Origin of the sequence: Mameliella sp. MMSF_3455, from assembly GCF_030733205.1 — a bacterium.
Lineage (GTDB): Bacteria > Pseudomonadota > Alphaproteobacteria > Rhodobacterales > Rhodobacteraceae > Antarctobacter.
Window position 1 is genome coordinate 102,341 of sequence record NZ_JASHJL010000004.1, and the last position, 21,069, is coordinate 123,409.

Annotated in this window: 23 protein-coding genes; 13 read left to right on the plus strand and 10 right to left on the minus strand. The window is 65.5% G+C overall.

Features of this window, described 5'->3' with window-relative positions; translation table 11 throughout:
• Positions 1 to 8: 8 nt before the first annotated feature.
• Positions 9 to 1,184, minus strand: a complete 1,176-nt coding sequence (locus RBB42_RS03845; protein WP_305968192.1) for an alpha/beta hydrolase — start codon at positions 1,182 to 1,184, stop codon at positions 9 to 11.
• Positions 1,185 to 1,343: 159 nt separating this feature from the next.
• Between RBB42_RS03845 and RBB42_RS03850 the strand changes: the two genes are divergently transcribed.
• Entirely contained in the window at positions 1,344 to 1,523 is a 180-nt protein-coding gene (locus RBB42_RS03850) for a hypothetical protein (RefSeq protein ID WP_305968193.1), read from the plus strand.
• Positions 1,524 to 1,601: 78 nt separating this feature from the next.
• Here RBB42_RS03850 and RBB42_RS03855 read toward each other — a convergent pair whose 3' ends face one another.
• Entirely contained in the window at positions 1,602 to 2,300 is a 699-nt protein-coding gene (locus RBB42_RS03855) for a DUF2270 domain-containing protein (protein WP_305968301.1), read from the minus strand.
• Between the two features lie 135 nt (positions 2,301 to 2,435).
• Between RBB42_RS03855 and RBB42_RS03860 the strand changes: the two genes are divergently transcribed.
• The 3 genes from RBB42_RS03860 to RBB42_RS03870 all read left to right on the plus strand — a co-directional run bounded on the left by RBB42_RS03860 (position 2,436) and on the right by RBB42_RS03870 (position 5,087).
• Positions 2,436 to 2,777, plus strand: a complete 342-nt coding sequence (locus RBB42_RS03860; RefSeq protein WP_305968194.1) for a Lin0512 family protein — start codon at positions 2,436 to 2,438, stop codon at positions 2,775 to 2,777.
• A complete protein-coding gene (locus RBB42_RS03865) occupies positions 2,774 to 3,085 on the plus strand; it encodes a Lin0512 family protein (protein WP_305968195.1) in 312 nt (103 codons plus the stop codon). The genes RBB42_RS03860 and RBB42_RS03865 overlap by 4 nt, the downstream gene beginning before the upstream one ends.
• A gap of 457 nt (positions 3,086 to 3,542) precedes the next feature.
• Positions 3,543 to 5,087 (plus strand): trimethylamine methyltransferase family protein, encoded by a 1,545-nt coding sequence (locus RBB42_RS03870; RefSeq protein ID WP_305968196.1) that lies wholly within the window; start codon positions 3,543 to 3,545, stop codon positions 5,085 to 5,087.
• Positions 5,088 to 5,115: 28 nt separating this feature from the next.
• Here RBB42_RS03870 and RBB42_RS03875 read toward each other — a convergent pair whose 3' ends face one another.
• A complete protein-coding gene (locus tag RBB42_RS03875; RefSeq protein ID WP_043139790.1) occupies positions 5,116 to 5,403 on the minus strand; it encodes a DUF6477 family protein in 288 nt (95 codons plus the stop codon).
• Positions 5,404 to 5,640: 237 nt separating this feature from the next.
• Here RBB42_RS03875 and RBB42_RS03880 point away from each other — a divergent pair, with 237 nt between their 5' ends.
• Together RBB42_RS03880 and lipA are read left to right on the plus strand one after the other, a co-directional pair.
• The gene (locus tag RBB42_RS03880; protein WP_305968197.1) at positions 5,641 to 6,756 is read left to right on the plus strand and encodes a DUF6456 domain-containing protein; all 1,116 of its coding nucleotides are present in this window, start codon (positions 5,641 to 5,643) and stop codon (positions 6,754 to 6,756) included.
• Between the two features lie 223 nt (positions 6,757 to 6,979).
• Complete coding sequence (gene lipA, locus RBB42_RS03885) at positions 6,980 to 7,927, plus strand: lipoyl synthase (protein ID WP_305968198.1); 948 nt, start codon at positions 6,980 to 6,982, stop codon at positions 7,925 to 7,927.
• A 153-nt stretch (positions 7,928 to 8,080) separates the two neighbouring features.
• Here the strand turns inward: lipA and RBB42_RS03890 are convergent, their stop codons facing one another.
• Complete coding sequence (locus RBB42_RS03890; RefSeq protein WP_305968199.1) at positions 8,081 to 8,959, minus strand: cytochrome c; 879 nt, start codon at positions 8,957 to 8,959, stop codon at positions 8,081 to 8,083.
• Between the two features lie 6 nt (positions 8,960 to 8,965).
• Positions 8,966 to 9,418, minus strand: coding sequence for a c-type cytochrome (locus RBB42_RS03895; RefSeq protein ID WP_305968200.1), 453 nt, complete (start codon positions 9,416 to 9,418; stop codon positions 8,966 to 8,968).
• A gap of 199 nt (positions 9,419 to 9,617) precedes the next feature.
• Between RBB42_RS03895 and RBB42_RS03900 the strand changes: the two genes are divergently transcribed.
• On the plus strand, positions 9,618 to 10,562 hold the full coding sequence (locus RBB42_RS03900) for a tetratricopeptide repeat protein (RefSeq protein WP_305968201.1): 945 nt from the start codon (positions 9,618 to 9,620) through the stop codon (positions 10,560 to 10,562).
• 24 nt (positions 10,563 to 10,586) lie between these two features.
• On the opposite strand, the gene hpt is transcribed toward RBB42_RS03900, so the two are convergent.
• The gene (gene hpt / locus RBB42_RS03905; protein ID WP_305968202.1) at positions 10,587 to 11,126 is read right to left on the minus strand and encodes a hypoxanthine phosphoribosyltransferase; all 540 of its coding nucleotides are present in this window, start codon (positions 11,124 to 11,126) and stop codon (positions 10,587 to 10,589) included.
• A 70-nt stretch (positions 11,127 to 11,196) separates the two neighbouring features.
• Between hpt and RBB42_RS03910 the strand changes: the two genes are divergently transcribed.
• The 3 genes from RBB42_RS03910 to RBB42_RS03920 all read left to right on the plus strand — a co-directional run bounded on the left by RBB42_RS03910 (position 11,197) and on the right by RBB42_RS03920 (position 13,652).
• Positions 11,197 to 11,640, plus strand: coding sequence for a type II toxin-antitoxin system RatA family toxin (locus RBB42_RS03910; RefSeq protein ID WP_305968203.1), 444 nt, complete (start codon positions 11,197 to 11,199; stop codon positions 11,638 to 11,640).
• Between the two features lie 163 nt (positions 11,641 to 11,803).
• Positions 11,804 to 12,322 carry a hypothetical protein gene (locus RBB42_RS03915; RefSeq protein ID WP_305968204.1) on the plus strand — a complete coding sequence of 173 codons (519 nt, stop codon included), beginning with the start codon at positions 11,804 to 11,806 and terminating at the stop codon, positions 12,320 to 12,322.
• Positions 12,323 to 12,380: 58 nt separating this feature from the next.
• Positions 12,381 to 13,652, plus strand: a complete 1,272-nt coding sequence (locus RBB42_RS03920) for an MmgE/PrpD family protein (protein ID WP_305968205.1) — start codon at positions 12,381 to 12,383, stop codon at positions 13,650 to 13,652.
• 89 nt (positions 13,653 to 13,741) lie between these two features.
• Here the strand turns inward: RBB42_RS03920 and RBB42_RS03925 are convergent, their stop codons facing one another.
• The 4 genes from RBB42_RS03925 to RBB42_RS03940 all read right to left on the minus strand — a co-directional run bounded on the left by RBB42_RS03925 (position 13,742) and on the right by RBB42_RS03940 (position 17,385).
• Complete coding sequence (locus RBB42_RS03925) at positions 13,742 to 14,920, minus strand: ammonium transporter (RefSeq protein WP_305968206.1); 1,179 nt, start codon at positions 14,918 to 14,920, stop codon at positions 13,742 to 13,744.
• Positions 14,921 to 15,311: 391 nt separating this feature from the next.
• Positions 15,312 to 15,776 carry a CinA family protein gene (locus RBB42_RS03930; RefSeq protein WP_306043600.1) on the minus strand — a complete coding sequence of 155 codons (465 nt, stop codon included), beginning with the start codon at positions 15,774 to 15,776 and terminating at the stop codon, positions 15,312 to 15,314.
• Positions 15,773 to 16,258, minus strand: coding sequence for a phosphatidylglycerophosphatase A family protein (locus RBB42_RS03935; protein WP_305968208.1), 486 nt, complete (start codon positions 16,256 to 16,258; stop codon positions 15,773 to 15,775). The genes RBB42_RS03930 and RBB42_RS03935 overlap by 4 nt, the downstream gene beginning before the upstream one ends.
• Positions 16,255 to 17,385, minus strand: coding sequence for a bifunctional 2-C-methyl-D-erythritol 4-phosphate cytidylyltransferase/2-C-methyl-D-erythritol 2,4-cyclodiphosphate synthase (locus tag RBB42_RS03940; protein WP_305968302.1), 1,131 nt, complete (start codon positions 17,383 to 17,385; stop codon positions 16,255 to 16,257). Before RBB42_RS03940 ends, RBB42_RS03935 begins: the two co-directional genes overlap by 4 nt.
• 196 nt (positions 17,386 to 17,581) lie before the next feature.
• Here RBB42_RS03940 and dusB point away from each other — a divergent pair, with 196 nt between their 5' ends.
• From dusB to RBB42_RS03955, 3 genes are read left to right on the plus strand one after another with little or no spacing between them, the layout of a single operon-like run.
• Positions 17,582 to 18,562 (plus strand): tRNA dihydrouridine synthase DusB, encoded by a 981-nt coding sequence (gene dusB / locus RBB42_RS03945; RefSeq protein ID WP_305968209.1) that lies wholly within the window; start codon positions 17,582 to 17,584, stop codon positions 18,560 to 18,562.
• Entirely contained in the window at positions 18,562 to 19,644 is a 1,083-nt protein-coding gene (locus tag RBB42_RS03950; RefSeq protein WP_305968210.1) for a two-component system sensor histidine kinase NtrB, read from the plus strand. Before dusB ends, RBB42_RS03950 begins: the two co-directional genes overlap by 1 nt.
• Positions 19,645 to 21,015 carry a response regulator gene (locus tag RBB42_RS03955; protein ID WP_305968211.1) on the plus strand — a complete coding sequence of 457 codons (1,371 nt, stop codon included), beginning with the start codon at positions 19,645 to 19,647 and terminating at the stop codon, positions 21,013 to 21,015.
• Positions 21,016 to 21,069 lie beyond the last annotated feature (54 nt).

A 21,069-nucleotide genomic window follows, 5' to 3' on the forward strand; every position in this document is an offset into this window, starting at 1 on the left:
TCGCGCTGTCAGCCTTCGGCCAGAAAGGCCTCTGTCCGGGAAAGAACCTGTTCCCACATCGGGTCCTGCGGCAAGAGCATGTGACTGCGGCTGTCCAGCCGGATGAATTGGGCGCCTTTCAGATGTGCGGCCAGTTTCAGACCCTGGCTGAGCGGGTGGATCGCATCCTGTTCGGCGTGAAAGATCAGCGCCGGAACGTCGACACGGGCGAGGTCCTCGGTCACATCGAAACGGTCGATCACCTTGCGAAGGGTGACGGCGGTCTCGGGGCTGGCGCTGGACAGCTGCATCCGTACCAGTTCGTCGCGCTGTTCGCGCGTGGCGTCCGGCGCAAAGAGCGTTGAAAAGGCCTGCATGAAAGGGCTATCGGCCTTGCCCCAGCCTGCGCGGATCATGGCCAGAATGGTTTCCTCATCCACTTCCCCGGTTCCGGTGGCGCGGTGAACGCGGCCCTGAACATAGCCCCCGACGATCACCATGCGCCTGACACGGTCGGGCCAGCGTGCGGCGAAGCGGATGGCGACGGGCGCGGCCTGCGAGGCGGCAAACAGATCGAAGTGCTCAAAGCCTGCGGCATCGGCCACTGCCGCCATGTCCTCGGCAAAGACGTCGATGCCGGTCAGCGGCGCATCCCGCGCCGACAGTCCGGTGCCACGCAGATCATAGCGCAACAGCCGGTGGTGCTGCGACAGGCGGTCGATCAAAGGCCCCCAGATCGTGCCGGCCCTGTCCATTTCCAGATGTGACAGCCAGTGTCCGATTCGCATCAGGGGTGGGCCGTCGCCGGTCAGGCTCCAGGCGATGGCGCTGCCGTCCTGCGACAGGGCATAGGCGACCTCGGTCGGGGTGGTCGTGGGGGGATGCGCGGCCAAGGGGGCGTCCCGCAATTCGGCCACAAAGGACAGGCCGCGCCGTGGTATCGTGCGCAGAACGCCCTGTTCCTTGCCGGAATCGCCCACCGCCGCCCGCGCCGCGCTGATACGCGCCGCGATGGTCGCGTCCGAGACGGCAAGGCCTTTCCAGACCACCTCGACCAACCTGTCCTTGGACACCACCCGCCCGCCGGACTGTGCCATAAGCGCCAGCAGGTCAAAGACCTGCGGTTCCAGGTGCACCTCTTGCCCGCCCCGGACCAAAGTCCGGCGGTCTAGGTCGAGCGCACAGTCGTTGAAGGTAAGGATCATGCGACCAGTGTCCGGCAAGCCCGGCGCCGTTGGCAAAGGTTTTCGCAAGGGGAAGTCGAATGACAAGGGTTTCTGAAGACAAGGACAAGACCGCCTTCAAGCGCGGCAGGCCTTGGTCGGTTCAGATGGGGCATGACAGTCCAGACCCGGAGACAGACCATGACCCAGCAGAACGACACGATCCGTACCCGCCCCGATGGTTCCATCGACACGGCCTATTACATGGCACGGGGTCGCCACATGCGTTCGCAGGCGGCCCATGCCATGTTTTCTCCCGAACCCGCCAAACCCCGCCGCCGACGTGGGTTTGCCCGCTTGTTCGGTGCCGCCACGGCCTGACGCGCCGGGCCAGCCGTCAGGACCGGCCCCGCGTGCCGAAAAGGGTGGTGACCCTTCTCCGGTGCGTGGGGCGCCCTCTCAGCCCATCGAATAGGATTTGACCCGCCCACGCTGCCGGGCCCGTTTCACGTCCGACCGCCACGACCAGAGCGCCATGCCGGCGGCAGCGCCGACATAGATGACGCCGGTCACGATCAGGACTTCTCCCGCCACGGGCCCGACATCGGCGCGCGAGATCGCCTCGTCCCAGGTCTTCACCGGGGTGGGATGCACCGCCAGTTTCCCGGCAAACGCCAGCGACTGGATCAGCAGGATCCACAGGTAGTTCGACCGAATGCGACGCCCCACGGCGGTCATCAACGTGACGTGATAGGTGGGACGCCGGTAGTCGGCGGCCAGCGTCTTCTGCCAGTTTTCCTCCAGGTGCAGGTCGCCATCGTCCAGCATGGGCGCGTAGAAATGCTGTTCCATCCAGCGGCAGCGCGCGCGCCAGACGTTGAAGTAGCGGTAGCGCCGCGCCTCCAGCATCAGGAACAGCAGGATCAGCACCCCCACCAGCACCAGCGGCAAGGGTGAGGCTCCCGGCGCCGAAAACGAGATCGACAGCGCGACACCCAGTGTCACCACTGCCCAGTTGGTCGTCGTGTCCAACCGGGTGCGCCAGATCGTGCTGCGATAGACCTCGCCGCGATAGAGATGCGCGACGGCGGTGATCTCGGACGAACTCAGCGTCTTGCGCTCCAACTCTGGCGCTTCTGCTTCGGCCTCTCCTCCCATGATGCCGGTTTCCCTTCCCTTTTCGTTCACTCTGCCGCGTCTCTGCGCAGAGGTCAAAGTCACTTCGGATTTTCGGCGCTTGACCCGGGGGCGTCGGTCTGGCTCCTCTGAGGCGACCAGCGCGATGGAGGGCACATGCAGGTATTGACGGAATTTGGCCTGGGCACGTCGCTCCGGCGAGGCGATTACACCGAGGCCTCGGCCCGCGCATTGCGTGATCTGTTGTGGAAGGCCTCGATCAACGCCGCCGAATGGCTGGGACGCGAAAAATCCGAGATGCGGCTGGCCGTGCGCGTGGCGGTACAACAGCCCGACCTTGTGGACCGGGCCGAACTGCAAAAGGTCTTTCCCTATGGCGAGGCACGGATCGAGGTGGTCTTTGGCGGGCTGGACGTGCCGCGCCCCGAAGGCCACGGCAATCCGACGGTCATGGCGCTGGCCGCTCTGACCGTATCCTTCGAGGAGGCGGCGGCATGAGACAGAGGCTGATCGTGCAGATGGGCATGGGCGTCGGCGCAACCGCCGGTCAGGCGGGCGAGCGCGCCATCGCGGCGGCGCAGGCGCGCGCGGTCCTGCATGTGGACGTGGATTGCGCGGTGCATGTCACTCTTGGCGTGCCCGAGGCGGCGGATCTCGACACCAGCGGCGTGAACCATGCCTTCGGCGCCGGCGAGGTGGAGGTGCGCGTGGTGCCAGGCGGTATGGTCGTGCCGCAACCAGGTGGGTCCGCGCTGGTCATGGTCAGCGCGGCGATCGAGGTCTTTCCGCTGGGGCCCGCGGGCTGACGGGAGCCGGCCCGGTCTGCCGGCGATGGGTCGGCGCCGTGGCTCACGGTCGTGTTCCGGCCTTGCTCCCCAGAGGGATCGAGGCCACGGCGACATTCCCATCGAGGCGCCGCAAACCCCGATTGAGAAATTGCCGTGCATGGCCCTGCCGGCCCCACTTCGGCTTTGGGAGGTCCGCTCGTCATCATGGGCCGGGAATTGCGTCCCGGAGACGCGAACTGGTTCTGCGAAGCGCAATCCTACGCCTGGCTTCCTTCTCTGGGTCATCAATGCCGCGCCGCGATTCCCGGCCGGTGGGTCACGTGGGCGCTTGCATGGCACAGAGCGGCGTAGGAATGTCGCTTTTTCCCCGCACCTGCCGGAAAAGACCGATGGGCCCTCTGCGCGACGCGTTAGAACGGGGAATGATCCGGTGGGCCGATGACGGCACCGCCCCCGCAGACAAGGGCTGAAACAGATGGCAGAAGCAGCAGCGCGCAAACGGTCCAGAGGTGGCGGCGGTGCCGCGCGCCGCGCCGAACGGACCTCGGTCCAGGTGGAGACCGCCCGCTACATCGAGCGTAACATCCCCAACATGGAGTTGTTGGACGACGCCGCTCTGGAAATGATCGAGGATCACGCCGAACAGGTGCTCGAAGAGGTCGGCGTCAACTTCGTCCAGAATCCCGCCGCGCTGGAGCGTTGGCGGGAGGCAGGTGCCAATGTCGATGGCGAACGCGTGCGTATCCCGCGCGGTCTTGCCCGCGAGCTGATCAAGACGGCGCCGTCGCGGTTCACCCAGCACGCCCGCAACCCGGCCAAATCCGTCGAGATCGGTGGCAACAGCCTTGTTCTGGCGCCGGTCTACGGCCCGCCCTTCGTGCGCGACGCCGACGGCGGTCGCCGCTACGCCACGATCGAGGATTTCCGCAAGTTCGTGAAGCTGGGCCAGATGTGCAAATGGCTGCACCATTCCGGTGGCACGGTTTGCGAACCGACCGACGTGCCGGTGAACAAGCGTCACCTGGACATGCTGCTGGCTCACATGACGCTGTCTGACAAGCCCTTCATGGGGTCCGTGACCGAACCCAGCCGCGCGCAGGACAGCGTCGACATGGCGGGCATCCTGTTCGGCAAGGAGTTCGTGCAGGACAACACGGTGATGACCTCGCTCATCAACATCAACTCGCCGCTGACCTTCGATGACGTGATGATGGGCGCGCTGGAAATCTACGCGGCCAACAACCAGGCCTGCATCATCTCACCCTTCATCGTGGGTGGCGCGATGGCGCCTGTCTCGGTCGCGGGCACGCTGGTGCAGGTGCTGGCGGAAACGCTGGCCGGTGTGGCCTATGCGCAGCTGGTGCGCCCGGGCGCACCGGTCATCATGGGCGCCTTCGTGACCTCGATCGACATGAACTCGGGCGCGCCCACCTTCGGCACGCCGGAAGCGTCGCAGGTCACCTACGGTGCCGGTCAGCTGGCTCGGCGTCTCGGGCTGCCCTTCCGGTCGGCCGGGTCGTTCTGCGGCTCGAAGCTGCCGGACGCACAGGCGGCCTACGAAACGGCGAACTCTCTGAACATGGGGCTCTTGTCCGGCGTGAACTTCATGCTGCATTCCTGCGGCTGGCTCGAAGGCGGGCTCGTCGCCTCGTTCGAAAAGTTCGTGATGGATGCCGACCAGCTGGGCACGCTGCACAAGATGGCGCAGGGCGTGACAGTGAATGAGGAAACGCTGGCGATGGATGCGATCCGCGAGGTCGGCCCGGGCGGACACTACCTTGGCTGTGCCCACACTCAGGCCAACTTCAAGACCGCCTTCTGGCGTTCCGAGGTCTTCGACTACAAGCCGTATGAGACCTGGTCCGAGGAAGGCGCCCGGGACACCGTGGCATTGGCGACGGCGCGGGTTCAGAAACTCCTGGATACCTACCAGCAGCCGATGCTCGATCCCTCGATCAACGAGGCGCTCAACGCCTATGTGGCAGAGCGCAAGGCCTCGATGCCCGACGCCTTCTCCTGAGGGTCGGGCCGGAGGAACGCGGGCGGTCTCAGTAGGCTGCCTCGCGCAGGATACGGGCTTCGCCCATCATTGCGGTCAGCACCTCGACATGGCGGCTGACCGAATAGGCGGCGTCATCGGCATGGCGCCGCTCGTTCAGTTCGGCCTCGATCTCAACCAGCCGCATCAGCGCGGCGCCGGGGCGGGGCAGGGCGCCATATCCCAGCAGACGGTTGAGGTGCGGATTGCGCCGATAGTCCTGTGCGCCGATGCGGGCTGCGCGGATCAGCAGGCGCGGGCGGCGCAGGTCGTTCAGCAAACCAAGAATGTCTTTCATCGTCTCGCTCCATGCAGTTCGCGTCATGCGAATTCCGGCTGACTATGCACGGTCTGGGCGAGTGTTGCGTCGGGGGCGCACGGTCCGAACGCAGAGTTCAGAACTAGTTTAACTTTCTTATAAACAATCACTTTTGCGGTGTTTCATTAACTGTCCAGTAAGGAACACACGTTTAGGTTGCTCAAGTTGCCACTGGGGATAAGTCTGTGGAAATAACCCCTTTTTCAGTATGCGCCCATGCGTGACGCGCGGATCGACATCCCGGCGGATCAACTGCCGAACTGGGTGCCCGATGCGGCGCGCGTCTACCTCGCGCACACTGAACAGGGGTGCTCGATCCGGGAACTCGCGCGGCAAGCTGGGTGCCACGCGTCGACCGTCCTGCGCCAGGTGCGCAGGATCGAGACCCGCAGGGACGATCCTTTGGTTGATGCGGCTTTGTGCAACCTGGGGGCTGCCGGGGAAACGGTTCCGGCACAAGAGACCAGAAAGGACATGGACCCGATGAACGCTGCCATGACACCCACGCCGCCGGACGAGGCCACGCTGGCCCGCGAGGCACGGCGCGTGCTGCGCCGCTTGTGCGAAAGCGGCGCCGTGCTGGCCGTCGCGGTAGAGATGGACAAGGCCGTGGTCGTGCGCGACACCGGCGACGGCGGCAGCACGCGCACCGCCGTGGTGGATGTCGCCGTTGCCCAGGCAATGGCGCTCAACGACTGGATCGCCTGTGATGCGCCGGGGCGGATCTCGCGCTATCGCATCACTTCTGCGGGGCGCGCGGCGCTCAACCGCTTGGTGGCCGAGCAGGAAAGCCGCGTCCGCGGCTTTGCCGAGGCCCAGGCCGGGTTCGAGACCGGGCGCGATGCCGAGGCCGCACTGGACGAGGTCGAGCGTGACCCCCGCGCGCGCAAGGGGCGCTACATGCTGGCCGAGAGCCCGCTGACCGCCCTGGGACGCCGTCGCAGCAAGGATGGCGAGCCGTTCCTGTCGGAAGAGTTGATCGCTGCGGGCGAGCGTCTGCGCGAGGATTTCGAACTGGCCCAGATGGGGCCGCGCACGGCCCAGAACTGGGACCAGTTCCTGACCGCCGGTGTTGTCACGGCCCCCAGCGGGCAGGAGGAGAGCGGATCAGCCGCCGCGCAGGCCCGCCTTCAGTCGGCGCTGCGCGACCTGGGCCCCGGCCTCGGGGACGTTGCGCTGCGTTGCTGCTGTTATCTCGAAGGCCTGGAAACCACCGAGAAACGGTTGGGGTGGTCGGCCCGGTCGGGCAAGATCGTGCTGCGTATCGCGCTGCAGCGTCTGCGCCGCCACTACGAGGAACGCAGCAAGGGGGGCGGTGACCTGATCCGCTGATCCAGTCCTGCCAACAAGGCAACCCTGACAGACACCTCTTGCATGGCCCCGGGGGGGCATCACGCCGCCCCGGGGCCTAAGTTTTTGAAACACCGGGGAAAGGTGCAAGGGGAAATCGTTAGCATCGGGGAAAGGCCACAGGGACTGCGGCCGGGTGCACTGGAAACGCCCCCTGCAATACGATACTAAGGAAAAGGTCCTTGTCAGGAGAGGGGAAATATCCGTGCGCGATCTCAAAATGCCCGCCGAACGCCACCCGGAAAAGGCGCATCGCCCGGACAACGCCCAGCCGAAGAAACCGGATTGGATCCGGGTCAAGGCGCCCGGCGGAAAAGGCTATGCCGAGACCCGCCGCATCATGCGAGAGCACAACCTGGTCACCGTCTGCGAAGAGGCCGGCTGTCCCAACGCGGGCGAATGCTGGAACCAGGGCCATGCCACCATGATGATCATGGGCGAGATCTGCACTCGCGGCTGTACCTTCTGCAACGTCGCCACCGGGCGCCCGGACACTCTGGACGTGTTCGAACCCGGTCGCGTGGCCGATGCTGTGCAGAAGCTGGGGCTGAACCACGTCGTCATCACCTCTGTCGACCGCGACGATCTGGAAGACGGGGGAGCAGAGCATTTCGCCCAGACCATCCGCGCCGTGCGCCACCGCGCGCCCGGCACAACCATCGAGATCCTGACGCCGGATTTCCTGAAATGTGGTCCCGAGGCGCTGGAAGTCGTCGTGGCCGCAAAGCCCGATGTCTTCAACCACAACCTCGAAACCGTCCCCGGCCTGTACCCGACCGTGCGGCCCGGCGCGCGCTATTTCCACAGCCTGCGCCTGTTGCAGCGGGTCAAGGAGATCGACCCGTCGATCTTTACCAAGTCCGGGATCATGGTCGGCCTCGGCGAGGACCGGCAGGCGGTCACGCAGATCATGGACGATATGCGCGCGGCGGACGTCGACTTCCTGACCATCGGGCAATACCTGCAGCCGACGCCGAAACACCACCGCGTCGACCGGTTCGTGACGCCCGAGGAATTCGCCTCTTACGAGAAAACCGCCTATGGCAAGGGGTTCCTCATGGTCTCGGCCACGCCCCTGACGCGGTCGTCCTACCACGCGGGGGATGATTTCGCGCGGCTGCGCGCGGCCCGCGAAGCAAAGCTGGCGAACTGAGACGCGCGCTAGGTTGACGGGGATCTGAAAGGAAAAGCACCGGCCGAAACGTCCGGTCCGGTGCGGGTTCGCGGCAATATCAGCGCGGCAATGTCAGCACCGGGGGCGGCTGAACCCGGCACGCGGGTTCAGCCGAGGCTCAGATTACCGGCATCACTCACCCAAGGGCGGCAGGGCCTTGATGTAGGAGGCGACCGCCTCGCGGTCTTCCGCCGGAAGGGCGGCGAAATTCTCGACCACTTCGGCCATGTGGCCGCCCACCGCGTCGAAGGTCGGCGTGAAGCCCGATTCGAGGTAATAGGCCACGTCGGCGGCGGACCAGTCCAACTTGTCCGGTGTCAGCGCGGGAATCGTGCCGCTTCCCGAGGGATTCGGCGCGCCGCCCATCCACCGGGCCGTGTCCAGCGCACCCAGCGGGTTGCGCGGGGTGTGGCATTCGGCGCAATGCGCCAGCGTTTCCACCAGATAGCGGCCACGCTCGTTGTCGGCGGCCTCCATCACGTAGTCATCCGACATGAAGAGGAACTTCCAGCCGCCGACGGAGCGGCGGATGTTGAAGGGAAAGCCCACGTCATGCGGTTTGCTGGCCACGTCGCTGGGCTCCAGCGTCTGCATGTAGGCCCAGAGATCGCTCAGGTCCTGGTCCTGCATCTTGGTGTAGGCGGTATAGGGGAAGGCCGGGTAATAGTGCTGACCTTCCGGGGACACGCCGCGCGTCACCGCGTTGGCGAAATCCTCGAAGCTCCAGCCGCCGATGCCCGCCTCCGGATGAGGCGAGATGTTGGGCGCGTAGAAAGTGCCGAAATCCGACACGAATTCCATTCCGCCGGTCAGCAGCAGCTTGTCCTCGGCCCCCTTGGCATGGTGGCACGAGGCACAGCCCGCCGCGGTAAACACAGTCTCGCCGCGCGCGGCATCGCCGGTCAGCCCGTCGAAACGGGCCGCGTCCACGCGGCTGGGGGCCGTCACCCAAAGACCGATCCCGGCGCCGACAATCGCCGCCAGGACCAGAAGTTTCAGAAAGCTGCGCACCGCGGCTTACTCGGGCACGCGGTAGCTGTCGTGGCAGGCCTTGCAGGCATTGCCGAGCGCGCCCATGTTCGGGCCCAGTGCGTCGCGGCCGGTGCCAGCGGCGGCTGCCATCGCGGTGGCTGCTTCGCCGAAGTCGGCCCACTTGGACGTGAAGTCATCCATGTTGCCCCAGATGTCGGCCTTGGCGCGGGTGCCTGCGATCGACCCTTCGTCGGTGCCGTCCGGCCACATGGCGCCCTGCGACAGCGTCGAAACGGCCACCAGCGAATCGGCTGCGGCCTGCGCCGCCTCGGCGTCATACTCGACCGTGCCACGCGCCATGCCACCCAGAACACCCAGGTTCAGCGCCATGATGTTGAACTGGCCCTGGCGCGCCTTGACCGGCTGCGGAAGGTCCTGTGCGAGGGCGGGGGTGCCTAGAACGGCCAGAAGCGCCAGTGCGGCAAATGGAGTTTTCATGGGTATCTCCCTGTGTTGAATACCTGCAGCATAATATCGCAGGCCAATGTGACAATCACATTCTTGCCTGCCGGGTACCATGTGCTCTCGCGCAGGTGTGATCTGCAAGCTTGCGCAGCGCCCTTGGCGTTTGACCGGCGGACAACCGCCTGACTATCCTTGCAACAGATAACGTCTTTTTTAAACGGAGCCCTTTGCCATGTCCCGATTCCTTGCCGCGCTGATCGCGCTCTGGCCGTTGGCCGTATCCGCCCAGGGCACTCTTGACCGAGAGATATCTCCGGCGCTGGCCGAGGCGCGCGAAGCCTGGCTGAACGGGCGCTACGAGGGGATCTGGGACACCGTGCGCGCGGCGGCAGAGGCCGGCGATCCGGTGGCGCAGAACATCCTTGGCGCCAGCCTGACCGAAAAGGACGGCGGCAAGGGGCTGGCCTATGACCCCGCCGCCGGGCTGGACTGGTACCGGCGTGCCGCCGACCAGGGATTCGCCCGGGCGCATTTCAACATGGCGCTGTTCTGGCAGAACGACCACGATGGATTCGGCATCGATCATGACAAGACCCGCGCCCTGGCCGAAGAGGCCATCGCGCTGGACTATCCGCAGGGCTGGAACCTGCTGGGCGACATGTATTTCCACGGTCGCGGCGTCGAGGCGGACAAGGTCAGGGCGCTGGAAATGTACCGCAAGGGCGCGGATGCGGGCACGTTCAACGGGCTGCGCGAGGTCGGCTATGCCTATTACCACGGCAATGGCGTGGCGCGGGACGTGGACCTCAGCCGCGTCTACCTGGAACGGGCCGTGGCCGCCGGCGACAAGAAATCGATTCCCGACCTCGCCTGGCTGTACGAGGGCAACGACGGCATCGCGCAGGATCTGCTGAAATCCTACCTTCTCTACAGCATGGGCGTCGAAAAGGGCGTGGCCAAGGCGGCCTTTGAACTGGGCCTGTTTGTCGCCTGGGAGGACTACGAGGGCTTCTGGCACGACCCGGTCAAGGGCTACGGCTATTGCCTGCTGGGCCTCGACTGGGGGCACAGCCTTGAAGAGGGCGATGCCACCGCCGATTGCGAGGAGATCGCCCAGGACTTTGACCAAGGCCAGCGCGCCGCGGCCCGCGCCTTTGCCGACAGCCACAAGCGCTGAGAACGGCGCGCCGCCCGTGCTCGATCAGTCGGTGAAGCGCACCTTGCCGATATAGGGCAGGTTGCGATTGCGCTGAGCAAAGTCGATGCCGTAGCCCACGACGAATTCGTCCGGGATCTCGAAGCCGGTCCAGTCCGCCTTGATCTCCACCTCGCGCCGCGTGGGCTTGTCCAATAGGGCAATCACCTTCAGTTTGCGCGGCTCGCGCCCGCGCAGCATGTGAAGGACGTGGCTCATGGTGAACCCGGTGTCGATGATGTCCTCGACCACCAGCACGTCGCGCCCCTCGATCCCCGACCGCAGGTCCTTGAGGATGCGCACCTCGCGGCTCGATTCCATGCCGTCGCCGTAGGACGAGGCCTCGAGGAAATCCACCTCGACCGGCAGGTGCAATTCCCGCACCAGATCGGCGATGAACACGAAACTGCCGCGCAACAGGCCGACAACCACCAGCTTGTCGGTATCGGCGAACTCGCGGTCGATCTCCTGCGCCAGGGCCTCGATCCGTGCGGCGATGGACTTGGCCGATATCATCTCGTCTACGACATAAGGACGCTTTGTCATGGCTTTCCCTTGAAATTCCCGCCCGACAATACGAAATCCCGCCGCATTGTTCAGTCCCGAAAAGAGCGACATGCCGACCCACTCAGAAACCCGCAAGCTGCCCTATACCGCCCAGCAGATGTATGACCTGGTGGGGGACGTGGCCTCCTACCCGAAATTCCTGCCCTGGACGGCGGCGGCGCGCATCCGCTCGCGCCACGACGAAGGCGATCACGAGGTGATGCTTGCGGACCTGGTGATCTCGTTCAAGGTCTTCCGCGAAAAGTTCGGCAGCCGGGTCACGCTCTGGCCCGACGACATGCGCATCGACACGGAATACCTCGACGGGCCCTTTCACCACATGGTGTCCAAATGGGGGTTCAAGGATGTCGAGGGCGGCTGCGAGGTTTCCTTCTTCGTCGATTTCGAGTTCCGAAACCGCATCCTGCAGGGGGCGGCGGGCATGTTCTTCTACGACGCGATGCAGCGCATCGTGCGCGCCTTCGAACGCCGCGCCGCAGAACTGTACGGTTGACCCCGTCCCGGGGCATTGCAGAGACCTGACCCGGGTCGCCGCGCCCCTTGCGCAGGGTTAACCAGATTGCGCGTTTCCCCCTTTGGCGGCGGGCTTTGCCCGCAAATCGCCCGATTTCGGGCGTATCTCCGAACAGGCCGTTACCCCTGTTTCGGAGCCGCTGATGCCAGCAATCTTCAACATTGCCGCGCTTAAACTGCCTTTGGTGCAGCTGATCGGCCTGCCGCAGGCGGCCAAGAACGCGGCCCAAAAAGTGCCGCCCGGACAGGCGCCACAGTCCGTCGCCCAGGGCGCGCCCTCTGGGGCCGCGCCGAATGGCGCCGGGGCGCCGATGGCCACCGGTGCCGTTCTGCCCCCCTCGGCGCAGCTGCCGGTTCCCGCACCGCCGCCTGTCGTCTCGACCAGCCAGACCGGCAGGCTTGCGGCGGCGGCGATCAACGGGCTGGACCGGTATCCAGAGGACCGCCAGGGCAGGGACCAGCAGGGCGACCGGCGCCGCCGCGACCCGTCATCGCAACAGGCGCCCGACCAGACCGCCGCGGAAGGCCCGTCCCCCACCGCCGCCCCGGCGCCGCCGGAGGGCTTGCCCGGCGGTCCGGCCCCTGCGCCCGCTGCCCGGCACAGGGCCGCCCCGGCCTATGCCGCCGCCCGCAGCGTGACCGGGGCCGACCCGGCAGAGTGACTTTACCTCGCCCGGCATCCGGCTAGTCTGCGCCGCGGACCACAGCCGGAGGCGCCTCATGACATCCCCGTTTACCCCGATCATCGAGGCCGCCCGCGCCGCCGACACCGAGACCGCGCGCGCCATCATGGCGCTCTCGGCGCTCGACTGGGCCGCCTGCGGCATCGCGGGGCAGGGGGAACCGGTGGCGCAACTGACCCGCGCCCTGGCCGAGGACGAGGGCGGCGCGCCGCAGGCCACGCTAATCGGCGGTGGGCGGGCCCCGATGCGAACCGCCGCGCTGGTCAATGGCGCCGCCTCGCACGCGCTGGATTATGACGACACGCATTTCGCCCATATCGGCCACCCTTCCGTGGCCGTCCTGCCCGCGGCGCTTGCGGTGGCCGAGAGGTTGGACAAGCCCCTGTCGGACATTTTGGCCGCCGCGCGCCTGGGGGCAGAGGCCTCTGTCCGCTTCGGCCTGCGTTTTGGCCGGTCGCACTACCAGGCGGGTTATCACCAGACCGCGACCGCCGGGGCCTTTGGCGCCTGTCTTGCCGCCGCCGAGCTGATGGACCTGACCGGGGACCAGGTCCTGCATGCGCTCGGCCTCACCGCCACCCGCGCCTCCGGGCTAAAGTCGCAATTCGGCACGATGGGCAAACCCTTCAATGCCGGGATTGCCGCCGCCAACGGGGTCGAGTCGGCCTTCCTCGCCGCGCGTGGCTTCATCTCCAACCCCGACGCGCTCGACTGTACCAACGGTTTTGTCCAGACCCATGTCTGCGACGGCACTGCCGAGCAGCCCGCCGGCGCCCTGCTGGAAACGCTCAGCCACAAGTTCCACGCCTGCTGCCACGGGCTGCACGCCACGCTCGAGGCGCTGGCAACGCTGCCCGACCTGGACGCCGACCGGATCACCGAGATCACGGTCTTCACCCATCCGCGCTGGCTGACCGTCTGCCATCAGCTGGCGCCGACCACGGGCCTCGGCGCCAAGTTCAGCTATCGCACCGCCGTCGCGCTTGCCCTGCTGGGCCATGACACTGCCGCCCTCGACACCTACAGCGATGCGCTTTGTGCCGATCCGGCGGTGATCGCCCTGCGCGAGCGGGTCAAGGTGGTGGGCAAGGACGACCTGAAAGAGACCGAGGCGCTGGTCACGATCGACGGGCCCGGGAATGGCCGCAGCGCCAGTTTCGACCTCGAAAGCCCGATGACGCTGGAAACACGCCGGGACCGGCTGCACGCCAAGGCCGCGGCCCTTGTCGGAGAGACCCGCGCACGCGCCCTGTGGCAGGCCGTAGACCGTGGCGACCGCGCGGGATTCTGCGCCCAACTGGCCGCCTGAGCGACCCGGTCCCGGGCCAGCTCCGGCCCCTTGTCGCAAACGAAAACGGGCCCCGCCGGGGCCCGTTCGTCGTTACTTGTCAGCCGTCCTTAGCTGGCGTGGTCATAGGCCCGTTCACCGTGCACCGAGATGTCCAGCCCATTGACCTCGCTTTCCTCGTCGACACGCAGCGGCACCACCGCCTTGACCACGAAGATCAGCACCACCGTCACGACCGTGGTAAAGACGCCGACCACCACCAGCGACCCCAGCTGCGCCGCCCAGGACCCCAGGCCAAAGACCGCGATCATCACCGTGCCGAAGATCCCGCCGACCCCGTGCACCGCAAAGACGTCCAGCGTGTCGTCGATCCGCAGCTTGTTGCGGATCAGGTTCACCGCCTCCTGGCAGAGGATGCCCGCCACCGCGCCGATGATCAGCGCCTGCACCGGCCCGACAAAGCCCGACGCCGGGGTGATCGAGGCCAGGCCCGCGATCGTGCCTGTCACCATGCCCACCATCGAGGCCTTGCCGAACTTGACCTTCTCCCAGAGCGCCCAGGTCAGCGAGGCCGCCGCCGCGCTCAGATGCGTGACCGTCAATGCCATCGCCGCGCCCCCGTCCGCCGCCAGCTGCGAACCGCCGTTGAAGCCGAACCAGCCCACCCAGAGCATCGCCGCCCCGATCATGACATAGCCCGGGTTGTGCGGCGGGTGGGTCTGCGTCCGGCGCGGCCCCAGGAAGACCGCCAGCAGCAGCGCCGCCAGGCCGGCGGTCTCATGCACCACGATGCCGCCCGCGAAATCCTTGACCGCCTCGCCGAACAGCGGCGCATCACTCGCCAGTAGTCCGCCGCCCCAGACCCAGTGCACCACCGGCGCATAGCACAGCAGCATCCAAAGCCCCGAGAAGAGCAGCACAAAGCCAAAGCCCACGCGTTCCACGTAGGCGCCCACGATCAGCGCCGGGGTGATGATGGCAAAGGTCATCTGGAAGGCAAAGAAGAGCGCCTCGGGCAGGGTGCCCGCCAGCGTGTCCGCGTCGATGCCGTTCAGAAAGGCCTTGTCCAGCCCGCCCCAGAACGCGTTGCCCTCGCCGAAGGCGATGGAATAGCCCAAGGCAAACCACAGCACGCTCATCAGGCAGGCGATGGCATAGCAATGCATGAAGACGCTCAGCACGTTCCGTGCCCGCACGAGGCCGCCGTAAAACAGCGCCAGCCCCGGCAGCGTCATGAACAGCACCAGGGCTGTTGCCACGATGATCCAGGCGGTATCCGCTCCGTTCATGTCTCTTGTCCCTCCTCTTGGATTGCGGGGCAGAAAGACGAATTCGGATGCGGAAAAAAGCGGCATCAGGGCTGAGGGGCGCGCAAAACAGGCGCTCTTTGCAAAGAGCCTCAAGAATGGGCTTAAAATTTGGATAATGCCCGAAAAACGGGCAAGTTAAGGAGGCTTCAAACACGGTGCATGATGGCTTACCCGGGCGCACGGTCATGGGCGACGGATTCGTTAAAATGCCTGTTTTCTGAGCAAATCGTGACGTCTTCGGGCCAGACAAGGCGGGATGCGCCCCCGGAACGGCTTGGTCAGCGGCTCTGTCAGGCCTCCGGGGGCACTTTGTACAAAATGCTGGAATCGACGTACGTTTCGTACGTTTTGTACAAACTGAAAGGCCCCGTCACAGTGCCGAAAGGATCAATTCCAACGCGTGTTGGGTGGCCGCGGCGCGCACCTCTGCGCGGCCTATGGCGCCATGTTCGATGGTCTGAGTGGTCACGCCATTGGCGTTGGCCAGTCCGTAGCAGACGCGGCCTTCGGGCTTGAACTCGGATCCGCCGGGCCCGGCGATCCCGCTGATCGCCACTGCCACATCCGCCCGCGCCGCGGTGCGCGCACCCAAGGCCATCTCGCGCACGACCTCCTCGGACACCGCGCCATGCACGTCCAGAGTGGCGGGAAGGACCCCCAGCATTTCGGCCTTGGCGTCGTTGGAATAGGTGACAAAGCCGCGTTCGAAGGCCGCCGAAGATCCGGCAATATCGGTGAGCGCGGCTGACACCATGCCCCCGGTGCAGCTTTCGGCGGTCGTGATCTTGAGATTTCTTTCAGCAGCTTTTTCAATGATTTGCTTGGCAGTGCTCACATCAGGACTCCATGTGACAGGCCGGCCAGGGCAATTGCGACAACTGCGGCGAAAAGGCCCGCCAGCACATCGTCCAGCATCACGCCCAGGGGCGTACCCATCCGGTCGATGCGGCCGATCACCCAGGGCTTCCAGATGTCAAAAAGACGGAACAGCACAAAACCCGCAACCCAGCCGGGCCACAGCCGCCAGATGTCCACGCCCATGAACATGGCGCCATAACTCACTGGAAAAATTGCAATCCATTGCCCGGCCAGCTCGTCGATCACGACCCAGGACGGGTCTTCTCCGTGGCCCTGCGCGGTCAGGCTCTGCACGGCCCACCAGCCAAGGCCGAAGGCCAGCAGCGTCAGCACCAGCAAGAGCCAGAACCCGCCCAGCTGGTGAATCCCGTAGGCCATCGGCAGGGCCGCCAGGGATCCCCAGGTGCCCGACGCGGGGCGCAGGTAGCCGACCCCACCGACAGAGGCCAGCCACCTCATGCCGACACCAGTGTCGCGGTGGCCAATGCCGCGATCCCTTCTTCGCGGCCAGTAAACCCCAGCCGTTCCGAGGTGGTGGCCTTGATCGAGATCCGTCCTGCATCCAATCTCATGATATCCGCCATTTTCTCTGTCATTTCAGCAGCATGCGGGCCCACCTTCGGGCGTTCACAGATCAGGGTCAGGTCGATGTTGCCGATCGCGAAACCGCGTGATCGGGCAAGCTCGACCGCATGGCGTAGAAATATCTCGCTGGCGGCGCCTTTCCACTGCGGGTCCGACGGCGGGAAATGCCGCCCGATGTCGCCCTCGGCCAGCGCACCATAGAGGGCGTCGGTCACGGCATGCATGCCCACGTCCGCATCGGAATGGCCTTTCAGCTTGCGGCTGTGGGGAATCCTGATGCCGCAAAGGACGACGTGATCGCCCTCTTCAAAGGCGTGAACGTCAAAACCATTGCCCAGGCGAATATCCATTTGTCCTCGCAAGTAACTGTCTGCACGGGAGAAATCCCCGGGCGTGGTGATCTTCAGGTTGGCCTCGTCACCCTGTGTGATGGCCACGTGCAACCCGGCGGCGCGGGCCACGGCCACATCGTCGGCGGCTCCGCCCGGATGCGCGCGATGGGCGGCCAGGATCTCGGCAAAGCGGAACCCTTGCGGCGTCTGTGCGCGGTACAGCCCCTCGCGCTCGCGGGTGCCGGTCACGCGGGTTCCGTCGCCAGTCCAGAGCGCATCGGTCACGGGCAAGGCCGGCGCCGCGCCGGGGTGATCCTCCAGCGCCGCCAGGACCGCGTCGATGACGGCGGGCGTCACGCAGGGGCGGGCAACGTCATGGATCAGCACCCGTTCCGGCGCCAGCTGCGCCAGCGCCTCCAGCCCCGCACGGACAGAGGCGGCACGGTCCGCGCCGCCGGTCACGATCCGCAGGTCCAGCCCTGCGGCGACAGCCTGCGCCTGTGGCATGTCGTCTGGGTGCACGACCAAAACCAGCGGTCCGCGCCCGGCAAAGGCCTCGAGCGTCCAGCGCGCCACCGGTTTGCCCGCCACGCGCCGCCACTGTTTTGCCAGCCCGCCGCCGGCCCGCGTCCCGCGACCGGCCGCAACGATGATGATCCCTGTCTGCATGGTCCGTCCGATCATTGCCGTTCTCTCATAGGCGCAGGCATCGCGTTGCGCAATCAGGCGGGAGTTTTGATTAAAAAATAGGCGTGCGGCTGTGGTGCGCCCTAGAATTGGGCCGGATAGATTGAAGAAAACAAAGCTCTCCCATAAATCTCGGTCCAAGAGGTTACTTCCACGCCATCGCACAAGGACTGGGCAATTGGGCTTTGATCTTGGAGACCGGCGGATCACCGTACCCGTTTTGCTGGCTCCGCTTGCGGGAATCACCGATCTGCCTTTTCGCACGCTTGTTTCGCGCTTTGGCGCGGGTCTGGTCGTGTCCGAGATGATCGCCAGCGGCGAGTTCCTGACCGAACGTCCGGGAACCCGCGAAAAGGCGGAACTGGGAGCGCAGATCGAGAATACCAGCGTGCAGATCGCAGGGCGCGAACCCGAGCCGATGGCCGAGGCGGCGCGCATGGTCGCCGACATGGGCGCACGGGTTATCGACATCAACATGGGCTGCCCGGCCAAGAAGGTGACGGGTGGGTGGTCAGGGTCGGCCCTGATGCGGGCGCCGGACCATGCCTTGCGCCTGGTCGAGGCGGTGGTGGAGGCGGTCGATCTGCCGGTGACGCTGAAAACGCGCTTGGGCTGGGATGACGACCACCTGAACGCACCGCAGATCGCCCGAAGTGCCGAGGCGGCGGGAGTGAAGATGATCGTCATTCATGGCCGCACACGCTGCCAGTTTTACAAGGGCAAGGCCAATTGGGACGCGATTTCGGAGGTAAAGAGCGCGGTGCAAGTACCTGTAATCGCTAATGGAGACATTGTTGACGCTGAAACCGCACGTCAGGCGCTGGATCGCTCTGGCGCAGATGGTGTCATGATCGGGCGCGGGGCGCAGGGTGCCCCCTGGCGGCTGGCCGAGGTGGCTCACGCGCTTTATGGCACGCCGGCGCCGAAGGTGCCCGAGGGCGCGGCGCTGATCGACATGGTGTCGGGACACTACGAGGCCATGCTGGATTTCTACGGCAAGGCGCTGGGTAATCGCGTCGCGCGCAAGCATCTGGGCTGGTATATGGATGCGGCCAACACGCCGGCGGCGCTGCGCAAGCGTCTGTTGACCGAAAGGGACACGCAGAAGGTGCTGGATCTTCTGCCAGAGGCGCTGAGCGCCGAGGCGGAGGCCGCGTGATGAGTGAAGCGGATCCCAACATCTGGTCCTCCTTGCCCGTGCCGGCCATCCTGATCGACGAGAAAGACCGGATCGCCGACCTGAACCCGGCCGCCGAAGGGTTCATGAACAACTCTTCCAAGTGGCTGACAGGCCAACCGATCTGGGATCGGCTGGCCGTGGATGCCCCTTTGGAAGAGAGCTTTGTCCGCGCCCGTAGCCAAGGCACGCCGCTCTTCGTCAATGATGTCGACGTGGGCACGGGCGCGCGTCCGCCACTGGTCTGCAACCTGCAGATCGCGCCGTTGTCCGGTCGATCTGGCTGGATGGTGATGTTGATCTCGCCACGCGAACTGGCCGGGCGCATGACGCAGAGCCATTCGGTGAAATCCGCCGCGAAATCGGCCATCGGCATGGCCGAGATGCTGGCGCACGAGATCAAGAATCCGCTGGCCGGGATCGCCGGTGCGGCCCAGCTTCTCAGCATGAGCATCGGTCAGGATGATCTTGAATTTACTGATCTAATCGTGGCCGAGACCCGTCGCATCGTGAAGCTGCTGGAGCAGGTCGAACAGTTCGGCAATCTCTCGGCGCCGGAATTGCGCGAGGTCAATATACACGATGTCTTGGACAGGGCGCGGCGGTCGTCGCTGTTGGGCTTTGGCGCCCATATGAAGATCATCGAGGATTACGACCCATCGTTGCCGATGGCGCTGGGGGATCCGGATCAGCTGCTGCAGGTGGTGCTGAACCTGATCAAGAACGCCTCGGAGGCGGCTGATCCCAAGGAAGGCGGGACGATCCGCCTGCACACATTCTACGAACACAGCTTCCGGCTGCGGCGCGCGGATGGATCCGGCCAGACGCTGCCGCTGCAGGTCGAGATCATCGACGACGGTCCGGGTCTGCCGCCGGATATCAAGGGCGACATCTTCGATCCCTTCGTGTCCGGCAAGGAGAACGGCACCGGCCTTGGACTGGCGCTCGTCAGCAAGATCATCTCGGACCATGACGGTTGGATTTCCGTCGACAGCGTTCCGGGCAAGACGGTTTTTCGCATTTCGCTGCCGCGGGCACCTGCGGCGCCAAAGGAGAGCACGTAAATGGATGGCACAATTCTGGTCGCCGATGACGACCGCACGATCCGCACGGTTCTGACGCAGGCGCTGACGCGCGCGGGCTGCAAGGTGCATGCCACGTCCAGCCTGACCACGCTGATGCGCTGGGTGAGCGAGGGCAAGGGCGACGTTGTGATTTCCGACGTCGTCATGCCCGATGGCAACGGGCTGGAGATGCTGCCCAAGATCTCCGAGGATCGGCCCGGGCTGCCGGTCATCGTGATTTCGGCGCAGAACACGATCATGACCGCCATCCAGGCGGCCGAGGCCGAGGCCTATGATTATCTGCCCAAGCCCTTTGACCTGCCGGACCTGATGAAGCGTACGGCTCGGGCGCTGGAAAACCGCAACAAGACGCCCAAGCGCGAAGAGCCGGTGGTGGGCGCGGATGAACCGGACGAACTGCCGCTGGTGGGCAAGACACCGGCGATGCAGGGGCTGTACCGTCTGGTCGCACGGGTCATGAACACGGACCTGCCGGTGCTGATCACCGGCGAAAGCGGCACCGGAAAGTCCCTGATCGCCCGCGCGCTGCATGATTTCAGCGATCGGCGCACGCTTCCCTTCATAACCGTGACCGGATCGGACCTGTCTGATCTGGACGGTCCGGCGCGGGTGCTGGCACGGGTCAAGGGCGGGACGCTCCTGATCGATGAAATCGCCGACATCAGCGACGAGATACAGGCCCGCGTGGTTCGGATGATGGATGTGCCGGGCGACCACGTTCCGCGCTTCCTCGCCTCGTCCCAGCATGATCCGCAGTCCCTGATCGAGGACGGCAAGGTGCGGCAGGACCTGTTCTATCGCCTAGACGGCGCGGCCATCGCGGTGCCTTCCCTGCGTGAACGGGTAGAGGACATCCCGCTTCTTGCGGAACACTTTCTGAACCGGGCCGAACGCGAAGGCGCTCCGAAACGCTGGCTGTCGGAAGGGGCGGCGGACCTGTTTCGCGTCTATTCCTGGCCCGGCAACGTGCGGCAGTTGGAAAACGCCGTGCGGCGTCTGAGCCTGACCAGTCGGGCCGAAGAGATCACGCGCAGCGAGGTCGAGGCGGTGCTGGGCAATCAGCCGGAAACCGGACCCGTGCTGCGGGGGGGCGACAGCGACAAGCTGGGCGAAAGCGTGGGTCGTCACTTGCGGCGCTATTTCGACCTGCATGGCGCCATGCTGCCGCCGCCGGGGCTTTATGGCCGGATCATTCGCGAGGTCGAGGCCCCGCTGATCGAGATTGCGCTGGAAGCGACAGGCGGCAATCAGGCCAAATGCGCGGATTTGCTTGGCATCAATCGCAATACTTTGCGCAAGAAGATCACCGACCTGGATATTCGCGTGACACGCCGCCGCAAGTTGATGTAAAAGGGCCACATAAGTGTGGCCCCGCCGCCTCGGCGTGGTGAGAAGGCCACAAAA

Coding starts and splice junctions, on each gene's coding strand:
- RBB42_RS03845 (WP_305968192.1), bottom strand. CDS start 1,184: ATGATCCTTACCTTCAACGACTGTGCGCTCGACCTAGACCGCCGGACT.
- RBB42_RS03850 (WP_305968193.1), top strand. CDS start 1,344: ATGACCCAGCAGAACGACACGATCCGTACCCGCCCCGATGGTTCCATC.
- RBB42_RS03855 (WP_305968301.1), bottom strand. CDS start 2,300: ATGGGAGGAGAGGCCGAAGCAGAAGCGCCAGAGTTGGAGCGCAAGACG.
- RBB42_RS03860 (WP_305968194.1), top strand. CDS start 2,436: ATGCAGGTATTGACGGAATTTGGCCTGGGCACGTCGCTCCGGCGAGGC.
- RBB42_RS03865 (WP_305968195.1), top strand. CDS start 2,774: ATGAGACAGAGGCTGATCGTGCAGATGGGCATGGGCGTCGGCGCAACC.
- RBB42_RS03870 (WP_305968196.1), top strand. CDS start 3,543: ATGGCAGAAGCAGCAGCGCGCAAACGGTCCAGAGGTGGCGGCGGTGCC.
- RBB42_RS03875 (WP_043139790.1), bottom strand. CDS start 5,403: ATGAAAGACATTCTTGGTTTGCTGAACGACCTGCGCCGCCCGCGCCTG.
- RBB42_RS03880 (WP_305968197.1), top strand. CDS start 5,641: ATGCGTGACGCGCGGATCGACATCCCGGCGGATCAACTGCCGAACTGG.
- RBB42_RS03895 (WP_305968200.1), bottom strand. CDS start 9,418: ATGAAAACTCCATTTGCCGCACTGGCGCTTCTGGCCGTTCTAGGCACC.
- RBB42_RS03900 (WP_305968201.1), top strand. CDS start 9,618: ATGTCCCGATTCCTTGCCGCGCTGATCGCGCTCTGGCCGTTGGCCGTA.
- hpt (WP_305968202.1), bottom strand. CDS start 11,126: ATGACAAAGCGTCCTTATGTCGTAGACGAGATGATATCGGCCAAGTCC.
- RBB42_RS03910 (WP_305968203.1), top strand. CDS start 11,197: ATGCCGACCCACTCAGAAACCCGCAAGCTGCCCTATACCGCCCAGCAG.
- RBB42_RS03915 (WP_305968204.1), top strand. CDS start 11,804: ATGCCAGCAATCTTCAACATTGCCGCGCTTAAACTGCCTTTGGTGCAG.
- RBB42_RS03920 (WP_305968205.1), top strand. CDS start 12,381: ATGACATCCCCGTTTACCCCGATCATCGAGGCCGCCCGCGCCGCCGAC.
- RBB42_RS03925 (WP_305968206.1), bottom strand. CDS start 14,920: ATGAACGGAGCGGATACCGCCTGGATCATCGTGGCAACAGCCCTGGTG.
- RBB42_RS03935 (WP_305968208.1), bottom strand. CDS start 16,258: ATGAGGTGGCTGGCCTCTGTCGGTGGGGTCGGCTACCTGCGCCCCGCG.
- RBB42_RS03940 (WP_305968302.1), bottom strand. CDS start 17,385: ATGCAGACAGGGATCATCATCGTTGCGGCCGGTCGCGGGACGCGGGCC.
- RBB42_RS03950 (WP_305968210.1), top strand. CDS start 18,562: ATGAGTGAAGCGGATCCCAACATCTGGTCCTCCTTGCCCGTGCCGGCC.
- RBB42_RS03955 (WP_305968211.1), top strand. CDS start 19,645: ATGGATGGCACAATTCTGGTCGCCGATGACGACCGCACGATCCGCACG.